This window comes from Ruegeria atlantica (genome assembly GCF_013032005.1).
In the GTDB taxonomy this organism is placed as follows: domain Bacteria; phylum Pseudomonadota; class Alphaproteobacteria; order Rhodobacterales; family Rhodobacteraceae; genus Ruegeria; species Ruegeria atlantica_A.
This window is the reverse complement of sequence record NZ_WQBE01000003.1, coordinates 326,048-339,224: the sequence shown is the minus strand read 5'-3', so window position 1 is coordinate 339,224 and position 13,177 is coordinate 326,048. Positions and strand designations below refer to the sequence as shown.

Below are 13,177 nucleotides of genomic sequence, written 5' to 3'. Positions count from 1 at the left end.
CGCATCGGCAACGTGCCGAGTAAAATCCGTCAACAACTGCATCGAATCCTGATCGTGGAGGCGTCAAGTTGCAACGCGCTTTATTATCGCCGACACCAGATCGCCCACATTTTGGAGGTTCGCAACCTCACCGGTGCTGAACTGAAGCCCTGGAAAAGCTTTCTCGATGGCGATCAGCAACTGGATGTTCGTCAGGGAATCCCAATCCTCAATCGCTTCGGCCGTGGTCTCAGGGCTCAAGGTGATCTCGTCATCCTCGAAGACGTCCTGAAAGACCGATGTTAAACGCTGCCATACCTCACTTTCGGTCACGCAAAATCCTCCACTATTTCAATGCTGACTGGAAACGGTTCGAACCCTGCAAGTGTTCGGCTCCAATTTGTACCACTTTGTTCCGCAGGACCGTCCTTTTCAAAGTTAAGGTCGGCATAGAGGTTTTCTACCAGGCCGTTCTTTGCCGTTGGCCGGTAGAGACCCCTTACATTTGCAATCCCTCGGCGCACGGCTTCCTGCAAAAGATAATTCGCCATGGCGAACTCGGCGCCTCTTTTGAAAACGCGGCAGCTCATCAGCCAAAGATCGAGTGTCAGCGTGTCACCCACAACAGATCCTGCAGCTACGCTGATGAGGCCATTGTCACCAAAGCTGTCCTTCAACCTCATATACGCCGTAAGCGTGCTGTCACTGGCTGCCAGTGCCTCTACCTCGGATTGCGTCATCCGTTGGGTGGTCAGGTTAAACTGATTGGTTTTATTGATAAGCTGCGTAATCCGGTCGAAATGCTCTGGCTCGAACGGGCGGATCACCGCTTTCTGATTCAACGAGCGCAGATAGCTGTCATAGTCTACTGCGCTTTCCGCAAGCTCGGTACGCGATCGATTGGCTGCGTATTGTTCGGATTTCTTGCGGTCCTCACTGGTAATCTCGATTGTCTCAAGCCAGCCGGACCTGCTTAGAAGATATGGGTATTCCGAAGGATCGTCGCCCATTTCCAGAACACGCACTTCCGGTAAGCTCTGCCGTACCAAAGCACGCTCCGCCGGGTTGTCATCGACAAATATGATCGCGTCGAGCCCGATGTTCAGTTCCTTTGCGATGGCTGCGATACTATCGGGCTTGGGTCCCCAGTTTGCCTTGAACGACACGAAATCGGCGAATTTCAACGCCATGTCATCCAGCGTATCGAATGGCGCGCGCGCGTTGGCGTCTTCGTTTTTTGAGGCCACGGCAAGAAGAATGCCACGCGCCTTCAACTCAAGCAGATAGTTTTGAAAGGCCAGGAAGGCCTCACCTTCAGCGCTGCCCTGGCCAATCTTGATGCCATTCACCCCATCGTCACCGACAATTCCGCCCCACAGGGTATTATCCAGATCCAGTACGATACATTTCGAAGTCTTGCCGTAGATGGCCGCGATAATCCCAGCCATGTCGCGCACAAGCGGGATCATGCAATCGAATGAGACAGGTTGTTTGGCATGGTACCAAAAGCGGGGGTCAAACCATTGTTGGACCCCGTATTGGGCCGAGAGAAGCTCTACGTCCAGTGTATGAACAAATTTCGGCGCCCGTTCCGCCAAAAGCTGATTGATCCGACGCACGAAGTTAGTTCGATCCCAAGGCAGGCGGCGGCTAAGATGACCGGTCGAGGAAGTCGGGGGCAGATGCAGGTTGCCGAGTATGATTTCAGCGCCAGTTTCCCTGTTGAACGTTGCACAGATGTTGTTCAGCCACAGATCGGCAAACCGGTCGGCCAGCGTCGCCACGTCTGCCTCAGTATCGCCCACGGCTGGCCATTCAGTGATATCCGATGCCCCAAGCAGAAGAACTGCAATCTGCGGAGAGAACTCGGCCGTAGCACTGGCAGGATCCAAAAGCTCGGAGACATGAGTGTTGAAGTCCGGGCGGTGAATGCGGGCGCGAAGGCCAAAGCTGTCAAGCTCTGCACGAAGAGGAAGTTCAAGGAAGTCCGTTGTTGCGCCGCTCAGAAGCACAACCCGCAATTCGGCGCGCCCGTCATCGCCAGCGGTCCGGTCGATCTTGCGCCATTTGCGACACAACGAGAGATAGTCCTGAATGGACTCGGTCGCTCGCAGAGCACCCAGAATCTGGGTCCGCGTTTGTTCGTCGGGCATAGCTGTGTCAGGGGAAACACTCCCTGCCTTTACACCTGAAACCATTTAACCTCCCCCAAAATTCAGGGTAATTGCTTAACTAGTAACACTATAATCAATCACTTCGGCAATATATTCTCTTTCCCCCTCACATTAATTCAATAATGACTGAATCCAAGCTGTTACGTGGGCCGTCAAACGCTGTGACCCTTCTGGTATGGTGTGTTCAGCATCGAAAAATTCACTATCGTGCGCAAAAACACTTAGATCGAGAAACGGTGCTTGACCAATGCCGTCGTGGATCGCTCCGAGATAGTCGTCATACTCGAAAGTAAATCGGTCGCGGGAATATGACCGCTCGGGCATATTTACGACTGCGACGCCTATGCCATGTGCATCAAGGAACTCCATAAGCTGGCGCAGACGTTCAGCTGCAGCGCCGCTATTCTTGCGCGCATCCCAATCGAAAACGGACTCCCACCAGCCGCCTGACATAAAATTAGCAAGATCCGCTTCGTTCAGGCCAGCGCTTCTGGCAAATTTGTAAGGTGATACAAGCCTTCCCTGCCTTTCGACCTGCGATTGCCACATATTCAGCAACCCGGTTTGGCGCAAGACAGACTCGCCAATGGGCCATTCTTCGAACTCGCGACCCCAATAGGCAGCCCAAGCACGCAGCGCAGACCTGAAACGCTCGGGCTGCTTTCCGACAAAGCGGATTTTGGCCCGCGCAGCGCCAAATAGCGATTTTTTATGCAGCTCAACCCCGTTTGGACCAGTTGTCACGAACCAGGGGCTGTAGGTATCAACAATTGATTTGAAAGGCCGATCGGGCGGCAGGTTGGCAATGAAACGGGGCCCGAGGCCAAGGACGACATAATCCGGCAACGCGTCTTCACCGTATGCTGCCTCGATCAGTTTTAGCGAGATTGTCACGTCTTCAATCGTGCCCAGACTGATCCCCCCCTGATAGATGTGATAATCGGGAAACGCCTCCTGCACCTGCTCCCATCGCAGGTTCTCGCGTACTGTAGAGGGGCCAGCCAACATGATGACGGGTTTGTCCTGGACCACAAATTGCGACGGCAGCAGAAAGCGGTACCAGCTTTCCTGTTTATATGGGAACATGAAAAAGCTGCGCTCGGCGCTGATGGCCAGCCATGTCAGCGCCGAAAAGACCAACACAACGACGACCCCAATTGTCCCAAGGGCCGCGAGCGAAAGGCGCAGTTTCCTAGAAACCCGTGTAGACAAAGTCGACCTCCGTCGCGGAGAAAACAAAAAGAATACCAACAAGCCCGGCTGCGACGAGAATCTTCATGGTCATCCGAACAGACCGATTGGGGAAAAGGGCCGACCACATCACAAAAGACCTTTCAAAAGCGCAACGACGCTTGGTGTGTCCAACTGGAAGAACAGGAACGCAAAGGCAGCCGCGTGCAAGGTAATCGCCATTCCGACTACCCGTCCGGGCCAGCTTGCCCTGATCTTTCGCAGCCGTTTTTTCCCAAGGCGCGCCACCAAAACGTGATCCCATATCCGATAAATCGCGAGCCACGTCCCATGCACGAGACCAAAGATCAAAAACCCGATTGTGGTGCCGTGCCAAAGGCCAGAAACAAGCATGGTCAGCATGGCCGCAATGATCCCGGCGGCCAGCGGCAGACTGGCAAAAGAACTGGAACTGAGGGCCTTTTTATACACCGGGTTGAACACGTAGTCCGTTAACCACAACGTGAGAGATCTGTGCTGGCGGAGCCAGAAATCCGCAATGTTCTGAGCAAAATACGGGTTGTTGAAATTCTCTGGCGGGCGAATGCCCATCAGACTGCCGATACCGATCACGACGTCGCAGTAGCCGGAAAAATTCATATAAAGAAAAAAGTAGAAAGCCACCAACTGAAGCCAGAATTCACCCAAACTCAGCGCAAGGACATCGGTATTGGGCTGTAGCGCAAAACGGAAGATGAATGTTCCAATGACGTATACTTTGACAAGCCCCCAGAGAATTCTCAGCCCGGCATCAAGATGAGCTTCATACGTCATCTCGATGGCTTGAGTACGATCTGCCCATTGGTCGCGAAAATCCTGATATCGTTGGATCGGACCCATCATGAACGTGGAAAACGCCAAGAGATAGTTGGGATAAACAGCGGGATCAATGCGGTCGATGACACCCGACCGGGCATCAATCATGACATGCAAGATACGAAACAACAGAAAGCTCAAACCAACTGTTTGCAGGAATGACAGGCGTGCTGCGTCCGGCAGGAACAATCCCAGGAATTCATAGTCCAGCATGTAGATAAAAACGAGGACCAGCAAAGTTGCCGACAGAATTGCCGCCCATCTGGACGCCGTCAGATGCACCCGGGTCAGCCCCCACCCCAAACCTGAAAAGAACAAAGTTGAAGCCAAACCGATTGGACCGAGAAGCGCAAAAATGAAGGCGATATTGGCGCCAAGAAAGCCGACCGTCCGCACAGGCCCTGTCGAAGACGCAACCAAGATTATGGCAAACGCCGAAAACAGCAGGAATTCCCAAGATAGCAAATCTATGAACATTTCACTCTGAACTAATACTCAAAACCGAATACTTTTCACCCTTTCCCGCGTGCCGGCCCCTGAAAACATCAGATACTGAAACCAAATAGTTTCAACACAGATCGGGCCGTGTACTGGTACACCATGTGTCAGTTTCATAGCATTTTTGAGCAAGTCAATGGAATCCTGACGTTGTTTCCAATCAAGCATCATTGTCTCATTCTCAGGCGAAGAGATGAAAGGCATGAAGAACGAGGCCAAAAGGACAAAAAATGCCACAGACCAACGCGGCTGGCATTCTGAGTTGCAGACAACATCGTTCCCTTGACGCGGCATTTTGTGCTATGAGCGGAATGTTACTTTGTTAAAGGGTTTGTCGTGTTGTGGATTAAAGGTCAGGACCAGTCGAAGGCAATAGACAACAAAATCAGCTGTGGGTTGGACTGAAACCGGATGTGGCGCGTCGTCGCTATAAATGCCTTGATCCTTGCGGTTCTTCTGATTGGTCTGGAAGCCACGCTTGCCTGGCTTGTCGCGCGGGAGTCTCCGACGGGCATCCGTGCAGTAGACCGGCTTGCGCAAAAGATTTACTGGGCGAATGTCTCGTATGTTCAATACCTTCCGGAATGCGCACGCTACGATCCTGAGCTGGGCTATACGTTGCAGCCAGGCAATTGCACCTTCGAAAACACTGGTTTTTCAACCGAGCTTGTCGTAAATTCGGCAGGATATCGCGATGATGAGGCGTCTCTTGATGCGCCCGAAATCGTGGTTCTTGGCGATAGCCAGGCAATGGGTTGGGGTGTCGGGCAAGGAATGACCTTTGCCGACGTTATCGAGGCCGAAACCGGGCGCAAAACGCTGAACACCGGCGTGTCGTCCTATGGCACAGTCCGAGAGCTTATGACGCTGGACCGACTTGACCGCAGCAACCTGAAGACAGTGATTGTCCAATACAGCGACAATGACGGCTATGAAAACCGACGCTATCTTCACGACGGCACGCTGTCTGCTATGTCGCAAGAAACCTATGCCAAACTCGTCGCCGAAAACGAAGGGACAGGCGGAGGGTTTGGGCATTACTTGCCCGCCTTCCTTAATGAGCTTCGCTGGCGTTTCATTGGCGGCGAGGATGGCGAGGATGAGCAGTACGATCTGCAAATGGCAGACCTGAGTGGCCCCGATGTGTTGATCGAGGTTTTGGCCAATTGGGATTGGGGCCCCACCCCACCGCACCTGATTGTATTCGACGTGAACACAGGCGGTCGGGGGGGGCGTTTCACCGAAGTCCTCTCGACCTCACCAGACCTCGACCTTTTGCGCGCAAAGGTATCTGACTTAACGATCCTTCATACGCCGGACATACTGGAGCCCGAGGACTATCTTTTCCCGGACGGGCATTTGTCGGAAACGGGTCATCAAAAGCTTGCCCGTGCGATAGTTGAGAACCAAATTTTTGGTCAAGCAGACTTAAAGTTTGGCTCAAATTGATTTCCATCAATCTGTTTAATCTGCGCCCAGGGATCGAAAGGTGATCTTTTTTGACTGAGCGAGGCGCAAATAGCCCATCGAGAACCTGAGCCCCCTTATCTGAACCGATCTACTTCGGCGATCAGAAAATGGACAACAACCGACAAAAGCCAATGGAAATTTACAGAAGCTACGACGGGTTGATGGCCTTGCCGGAGAAGCGACGAAACTAACGGACGCGACGCGCTATGACCGCCAAACCAAGGTCTTCCCACCCACCATCGTGTTCGATGCTACCGTCAATTATTGGTTATGATTCCTATCGCTAGCTCTTGGCTGAACTGCTCCAATTGGCACTGTTCCACCCAACACCGTTTCCACAAAATCCCGGGACACATAGTCTGCACCTAGAGTTTCCATTAAGGCGTAATTGACATCTGTGACTTGGCCAATGCGACGTTGGAACGCTGAGAGACTAGTTTGATTAAGGTATTCCCAAATTGGTCTGCCTTCCAATAAGTCAACTTCTAAAACCTGGCCAGTTTCGGAAACCGATACGAGCGCCCGTTCGTTGTTCTCGCTTAATCTTACTAAGCCCTGCTCTTCTGAGAACAGATAGTGTTCTGTATCACCAGCCAATGGGAAAAGGGATGTGCCCAAACCAGATACAGGGTCTATTTCGAGTATACGAGATCCACCTTGCGACGCGAGACCACCAAGATTGTCGAACAGTACGAAAGTGCCGCGCTCTGTGACGACTGGCGAATGCTGAGCAACCATTGGCCCCATTATGACACGATGAATAGTATCATCGTGCCGATCGACAACAATTAGTGAGCTCGAGGATCGTAGTGACATAGCAATATCGCCCGCCTCTGCCCCCTCAATCTTAGCAGCGGTTGCTTCATTTATCTCCACAACCCCATTGATGTGATAAGGGTCACACCCTTCGCGCACTGAGTACGCTAGCCCCATCAGCCCATTTTGTACAAAAAGATCTTCAAACCGTACCGCACGTATTCTCTCCCCAGCCCGATCGAAGATTTGGAAACCCTCCTCGTAAACCGCTCCAAGTATTGAACAATTGGTTTCGATCCGAGTGGGTCCAATATACTGTTCCGGAGGCTGCTCAAGTTGAGCCCAAGGTAAAAGGGCCTCGCCGTTGTCCGCAACATAAGGCCAGTGATGTGCGTGATTAATAAAAGACCAGAGAATTTTGCTGTTCCGATCAATTCGCATCGAACCAATATGGTAAGGGAACATGTTTTTGGCCTGAAACGTAACAACCAGATCACCGTTGTCGTCTAGGTCAACTCCCAACACATTCACATTGTCTCTTCCGGGTTGTCCGCTGAAGCCTTCAAATTCTTGCCCATCAAAAAGGTCTGCTCTCGACACGCTCCAAGTGTGGTATACGTTCCCCTGGCGATCCATTATCCAGGCGATGCAACCGACCTCCGGACAGAGTTCGGGCTGTTCCTCGAACCCACCTGTAATCAGCAACAAATCGTCGTAGTCCCTAGGTTCAACAAGCCAGGTTGTCAGATCTTCCTTTGGGACTGCTACATATTCCACCTTTCCGAAAATTTCTTCTTTGGCTTCAAGTTTTCGCCAAGCCTCGTATCCTGCTTTGGCTTTTTGCAGAATTGGAACAGGAAACCATTCATATTTGTAGCTGACTACTCCGTAGATATACGCTCCGCTCAAAATCGAAAGCCCAAACAACACCGCGGAGAGATGTTTCTCCAAAAATCGTACTAACTTCATTTGCATTACCAATCCCGAACTTAACGCAGCAATTAAAGGCCATTTTGCTTGAACTCACGTACAACGCGATGTTCATTGCCAGTTCATATTGAGGGCAAAAAATGTGAAGGTTAGCGCGACACACGCTGCCTGGAACAAAAATGCTCTCGGCGATTGAATGTATGACTTTTTCCGCTTGAAGCAGGTCAGCAGGAACTTGTTCTCAAAACTTGTAGTTCTATTCGTACCAGTCTCAAATCACGTTTCGCAGCAGGTTCCGATGGGCGCATTCTTCCAATGCCTCATAGACATCTTGCGCGGCCTGCAGGCAGATGGGGTCGAAATGTTCTGCGGCAGCCACGTCAGGCTTCGAATGAAAATACTGTTCGAAACTCTGGCCATCAGACGAAAGCTCAAGGGTGTCATACAACCCCTCCATCGTCGCCTGAGGCGATGCGCGCAAATCGTCCTGCAGAAGAAAGATACACCTATCCTTGTACTCAAGCAGTTCCCGAAAGGCGCAAGTCCAGTATTGCAGCCAGTAATCAGGTGTGTGGGTGTCCTTTTGCGTCGGTTCCATTCCGGAAAACAAAAAGGGCTTATGCAGATTGCCGAACTCGAAATGACCAATATCGGCCATGTAGCGGGTCACAAAATTGTCCTGGGTTTGCAGCTTGCTAAAGTTATTGTGTTGCCGCAGTAGGGACTCAGCATGGCTTTCAGGACGTCTTACGGGAACCACGATCCTGCAATCAGGAAAGGATTTCAGCAGATAGGGAATCCGGGCAATGTTGGCATTGTTCTTTGAACAATAGCGTGTCTTCTCAACGCTCTGCGGCCCGGCCTGAAGATTGCGCGCCCGGATAATGCTGCTCATGTGGTTTTGTAGAAACCGGTCGGCCTGTTCATTTGTATCCCCGGCCTGCCACAGCGGGATTGAGGCTTCCTTGTACCTCTCTGGCCAGAACATTCTCCAGATCACTTCCTCAAACGCTTCTGCGCTTTCAAGGTCGATCTCCATTCCGTCGCCGTGGGCACGCTGCCGTCTGCGCACCCCGCGTCTCTTGCCGCCGGCCAGCTTGTTCCACAGCACAGGTGCCGTAACAAAAGGCATATCCCGATACGTGTGAGTCGCCACTTCGGGTGCATCATGAAGGGCGTTGAGAACCGCTGTGGTGCCACCACGCGCCAGGGACGTCACAAAAATGGGTTGCGAAACGTCAGGCATCGGAGGGCGCGGTATCAGGCGCGCCTCGGCCCGTGCGGCCATTTTCTGAACCCCGGGGCCGGAAAAGGCTAAGTTGTGAACGAACTGATCCACAGGCGAATATTGGGGGCCGCTATTCTCTGCCGCTGCATCGGTACGACGCAGACGGTTGACGATCTTCACCGTTGCAAAGGCCAGGATGGAAACGATGACGATGTAATCCAACCGCAGCATGACATCCAGAACCGCGCTGCCGGGCACCAGGCCCACAAAATCCGCCAGCAAGATGGGAAGGCCCGCCGCAGCCAACGCCACAACAATGCGCCCTGCCAGGTTTAATCCCCCTAAAATTAACTGACCCCCTGCCCGCCGCGCTGCAACTTCTTTGGCATCGTCAGACAACTGGTTGTCAAACAGGGCGGCCACACCCGCCATGCTTGCACCAACAATCCCGCGGGCAATATCCGCGATATTCGTCCACCACAAAGCAAGAATGAACCCCGCCACCGCCAAAAGCGAAACGGCAACAGCCTGTATCATTGCGCCGCGTCGGTCTCTTTACCTGCTTCAGCCGCGACTTTCTTGCCGCGGAGCAATCTCTTCAACGGAAACCAGACGAGCCCGACAATAAGAAAGAGGCCGCCCAGCACCACAGCAATCGTGACCGCGACCGCGCCTAACCCGGCACCGGGCCCGATATAGGCGTGAGCCGGGCTTGCCTGAATCAGAAAAGACAGCGCTCCGGTAAGACAAAGCGGGATCAGACGTTCTCCTACCCAGATTCTCCTGAACCATTTCATTGCATGCATTCCTTCCAATCAGTTTCAAAATAACTCAATGGGTAGAGTTTTGCATTGGTGATCTCACCCACAAATTCAGCATCGTATTTATTAATATATTCCCAGGTCACGTTTCCGGCGCCGTCCACTTCTAGCACTCGGCCCGCGTCGAACTCCGTGATCAGAAGCCCGCCGTCCTCCAAAACTTCATGTTGTCCCCGAATGACCGATAACATTTCCTGACCGGGCTTGTTGCCGAAGACAACTTCGGTCTCTCGTGTGACCGGGTCAATAATCACAATGTTCGTATCTCGAGGCGCAGCCAACCTTGTCTTCTTGTGCTTGTCGTATGAGGTCAGATAAGCATTATTGTTGAATATCGAAATTTTACCGTCAGGGCGAAACTCTGGGTCGTGCTGACGAATCCATGGACCGGTCTGGTGCCATTTCACCACCCGTGAGGCAGGGTCAACTACGATGACAAGGTTCAGCCCTCGCATCGAAATAACCCAGTCACCGGCATTGAAAATTGGAAACTGTTCCGCCAGTTCAGAGGGGAGTTCATCAATCTTGTTTGAATGAAGCAGCTCGTTCCGAACCACTTTTGCGGATGTGATCTCTTCATTGTTTGCTGTCAGCAACGCTGTCAGACCGCTGTCCATGATCATGCCTGGGATCGATACCCTTTCTAGTACCTGGCCATTGTCATCAAGCCTCAAGACCACGTCTTCCCATATCAAATCGTTTGTCGCCGGTGTCGAAAACGGCGGAAAACGGTCAACAACCTCGGCCGCATTCCAAACATTGCGGCCAAGCGTCAGGTACCCGCCTGTTTCCGATGCAACCATCGAATGATGAGTTTTTTCATCCAACCGCCAGAGTAGATTGGAACACTGATCCAACTTGACCGTTCCGCAATACTCGTAGTTGAACACAAGCTCACCCTTTGGCGTTAGCAACGCGCCGTGCACATCTGTCAACAAAGGGGCTGTAAGGTGGGCACAGGGACGATCTTGAACATCGGGGTAATGTTGAAAGTAGTCTAGTGTCCACTTTCGGATCACACTGCCGTCTCGCTTCACAAGCCTCGCCTGGTTCTCTCCTTCGAAATATCCCATCAGCAGGATCGTATCCTGGCGGTCAGGGTGTTCGTTTACCATGACGCCGTCGCCTTGACCGCGTGACGGTTGAAGATGCTGACGGTATGCTCTGGCTTTGCGTGACAAAGCTTCATAGACGAACAGGACATTATATGCCGTCCGAAATTGCGGGGCCGGAGGCCAATTTTTCTTTTGCGCAAACATCCCATAGAGAACAGACACACAGATAACCGAAAAGACCAGGCAAACCCGGAACAGCCGTTCTGGCAACTTTTCAAAGGCAGGCTTCATTGTCTGTTCTTCAAACTCTGTAACACGACACTCAACACCAAGCAAAAATTACACCTTGTCATCGAAACTAAACCAGCTTGCAAAAATTACGAATAACAGACGCTCATATTGCAGCGATTTGGCAACAACTTTGCGAGATCAGTTGTATTATTGCCAATTCAGATGCCTATGTAGGCGCAAGTTAAAAGGTGACCCAAACCCTTCAATTGCCCGAAAAAGCGCACGAAGCTGAATGGATATGCCGCAAAATGGGCAGTGTGAGTTGATTAAAGCTTGATCACCAACAGACAAAATTCCAACTTTGTCACACAGATTGTAGCTTAGGATTTTGAAATTATGTCTGATCGCCTGCTTGCATTGCTGTCGCTGGCTTGCCTGTTGGCAATCACTTTCTTGGCAGGGCTTGCATCAGCTTACCTGTATCTTGCCCCTTACAGGATCGCCGTTCAGACTTGGGGGGAGATCAAAGCCTTTATGAAGGAACCTGACCGGCTGATGCCGGTGCGGTATGATTTTGAAGGTGTACGCATTCACGATGCCAACGCCATTGCCCCCGGTTCTACGCTTATCACATCGTATTTCCCGGAATTCGACTGGCATGCAGGTGTTCGGCTGATCGACGAATCCGGCGCTGTCCTGCACTCCTGGGCGCCTGACCCCGGCGAGATTTTCGGCGGGCGGCATAACTACCCATACATTCACGGCTCGCATCTTTTTCCCAACGGCGACATCCTGTTCAACTTCGAATTTATCGGGATCGCCCGGATGTCGGCCTGTGGCGATGTGTTGTGGGCCCTTTCAGAGCCTCGGGCACATCATTCAATCTCGGCAAATGATGACGGCTCGTTCTGGGTGTCCGGCAATCAAGAGCTTCGCTCGCGCGATGGGCGCGATGAAAAGCTTTTGAATATCCTGTCCTTCCCCGTCTACGAAGATTACTTTATGAAAGTCAGCGCCGACGGCGAGGTCCTGAAATCCATCAGCTCGATCGAAGTGTTTGAGAAAAATGGCCTGAGCGACGTGTACCTGAGGACAGGCAGGAATTATCATGGCGATATCTTTCACCTCAACGACATAGAAGAACTGTCACCGGATATGGCCGCTGAATATCCGTTGTTCGATGCGGGCGACATCGTCGTGTCCCTCCGCGACCTTCATATGGTCATAGTGCTCGATCCGGAGACGCTAGAGGTGAAATGGCACACCTATTCAGACACTCTTTTTCAGCACGACCCGGATTTCATCGGTGACGGATGGATCGGCATCTTTGACAACAACTACGACCGAACCGAGGGCGGAGGCCTGCAGGGAGGATCGCGTATCGTCGCAGTACAACCCCATACGCAAGAACGCGCCATTCTCTTTCCCAAACGGCCCGACCAACCGTTCTACACCAAGTGGTCCGGGAAATGGCAAAAGCTGCCCAATGGCAATCTTCTGCTAACCGAATCCCGCGCCGGACGAGCGCTGGAAGTGACCAGTACGGGCGATCCCGTCTGGGAATGGGTCATGGACCGGTATGATGCAAGTCAGGTACCCGAAGTGATGGAGGCGACAAGATACCCAATAACTGCCGAGGAAGTCGCTGCTTGGAATTGCCCATAACCTCAGAGGGTGTTTCAAACATTCTGTTGCAAGTGTTGATCGTCATGCTTGGAAATTTAACGAGTTGATATCCGCGAACCTGTACCTATTCGGTGGTTAGAGACCGCGTCTGCTGCACACTCGAAAGGACGATAACTTCTGACGTAGGTGAGCGATAGCACTGGTGGACCAGGAGCTAGGAATTGCCAGTAGGTTTCAAACCCTTCCCCTCACCTTCCGCCTTTTTCGTGACACCGGCATACTCACCGGCACCAACTAGGGTGGCCATGGCTGGACGAAATTCGGTGGCCTGCTCCTGTGTTCTCAGGCAACACGCTCTGCGCT

The 13,177-nt window shown here is 52.2% G+C and carries 10 protein-coding genes; 2 read left to right on the top strand and 8 right to left on the bottom strand.

Going from position 1 to position 13,177, the window contains the following annotated elements:
* Window positions 1–63: 63 nt before the first annotated feature.
* The 4 genes from GOX21_RS09100 to GOX21_RS09085 form a co-directional block, all read right to left on the bottom strand.
* Window positions 64–312 carry an acyl carrier protein gene (locus GOX21_RS09100; protein ID WP_170349869.1) on the bottom strand — a complete coding sequence of 83 codons (249 nt, stop codon included), beginning with the start codon at window positions 310–312 and terminating at the stop codon, window positions 64–66.
* Window positions 309–2,132: an HAD-IIIC family phosphatase gene (locus tag GOX21_RS09095; RefSeq protein ID WP_170377123.1), complete on the bottom strand. Its 1,824-nt coding sequence runs from the start codon at window positions 2,130–2,132 to the stop codon at window positions 309–311. Before GOX21_RS09095 ends, GOX21_RS09100 begins: the two co-directional genes overlap by 4 nt.
* A gap of 132 nt (window positions 2,133–2,264) precedes the next feature.
* Window positions 2,265–3,113 carry a hypothetical protein gene (locus GOX21_RS09090; RefSeq protein WP_170377121.1) on the bottom strand — a complete coding sequence of 283 codons (849 nt, stop codon included), beginning with the start codon at window positions 3,111–3,113 and terminating at the stop codon, window positions 2,265–2,267.
* A gap of 360 nt (window positions 3,114–3,473) precedes the next feature.
* Window positions 3,474–4,676, bottom strand: a complete 1,203-nt coding sequence (locus GOX21_RS09085) for an MBOAT family O-acyltransferase (protein ID WP_170377119.1) — start codon at window positions 4,674–4,676, stop codon at window positions 3,474–3,476.
* Between the two features lie 432 nt (window positions 4,677–5,108).
* Here GOX21_RS09085 and GOX21_RS09080 point away from each other — a divergent pair, with 432 nt between their 5' ends.
* Window positions 5,109–6,146, top strand: coding sequence for a hypothetical protein (locus tag GOX21_RS09080; protein WP_170377117.1), 1,038 nt, complete (start codon window positions 5,109–5,111; stop codon window positions 6,144–6,146).
* 282 nt (window positions 6,147–6,428) lie between these two features.
* On the opposite strand, the gene GOX21_RS09075 is transcribed toward GOX21_RS09080, so the two are convergent.
* The 4 genes from GOX21_RS09075 to GOX21_RS09060 form a co-directional block, all read right to left on the bottom strand.
* A complete protein-coding gene (locus GOX21_RS09075; protein WP_170377115.1) occupies window positions 6,429–7,892 on the bottom strand; it encodes an arylsulfotransferase family protein in 1,464 nt (487 codons plus the stop codon).
* A 232-nt stretch (window positions 7,893–8,124) separates the two neighbouring features.
* Window positions 8,125–9,618: a sulfotransferase gene (locus GOX21_RS09070; RefSeq protein ID WP_170377113.1), complete on the bottom strand. Its 1,494-nt coding sequence runs from the start codon at window positions 9,616–9,618 to the stop codon at window positions 8,125–8,127.
* Window positions 9,615–9,878 (bottom strand): hypothetical protein, encoded by a 264-nt coding sequence (locus GOX21_RS09065; protein WP_254428500.1) that lies wholly within the window; start codon window positions 9,876–9,878, stop codon window positions 9,615–9,617. Before GOX21_RS09065 ends, GOX21_RS09070 begins: the two co-directional genes overlap by 4 nt.
* Complete coding sequence (locus tag GOX21_RS09060) at window positions 9,875–11,293, bottom strand: arylsulfotransferase family protein (protein WP_170377111.1); 1,419 nt, start codon at window positions 11,291–11,293, stop codon at window positions 9,875–9,877. Before GOX21_RS09060 ends, GOX21_RS09065 begins: the two co-directional genes overlap by 4 nt.
* A gap of 291 nt (window positions 11,294–11,584) precedes the next feature.
* On the opposite strand from GOX21_RS09060, the gene GOX21_RS09055 reads away from it, so the two are divergent.
* Window positions 11,585–12,853: an arylsulfotransferase family protein gene (locus GOX21_RS09055; protein WP_170377109.1), complete on the top strand. Its 1,269-nt coding sequence runs from the start codon at window positions 11,585–11,587 to the stop codon at window positions 12,851–12,853.
* The last annotated feature ends 324 nt before the right edge of the window (window positions 12,854–13,177 follow it).

Excerpts from the sequence above, each read along its gene's own strand:
- GOX21_RS09095 (WP_170377123.1), bottom strand. The coding sequence starts at position 2,132 with ATGCCCGACGAACAAACGCGGACCCAGATTCTGGGTGCTCTGCGAGCG.
- GOX21_RS09085 (WP_170377119.1), bottom strand. The coding sequence starts at position 4,676 with ATGTTCATAGATTTGCTATCTTGGGAATTCCTGCTGTTTTCGGCGTTT.
- GOX21_RS09080 (WP_170377117.1), top strand. The coding sequence starts at position 5,109 with ATGTGGCGCGTCGTCGCTATAAATGCCTTGATCCTTGCGGTTCTTCTG.
- GOX21_RS09075 (WP_170377115.1), bottom strand. The coding sequence starts at position 7,892 with ATGAAGTTAGTACGATTTTTGGAGAAACATCTCTCCGCGGTGTTGTTT.
- GOX21_RS09070 (WP_170377113.1), bottom strand. The coding sequence starts at position 9,618 with ATGATACAGGCTGTTGCCGTTTCGCTTTTGGCGGTGGCGGGGTTCATT.
- GOX21_RS09065 (WP_254428500.1), bottom strand. The coding sequence starts at position 9,878 with ATGAAATGGTTCAGGAGAATCTGGGTAGGAGAACGTCTGATCCCGCTT.
- GOX21_RS09055 (WP_170377109.1), top strand. The coding sequence starts at position 11,585 with ATGTCTGATCGCCTGCTTGCATTGCTGTCGCTGGCTTGCCTGTTGGCA.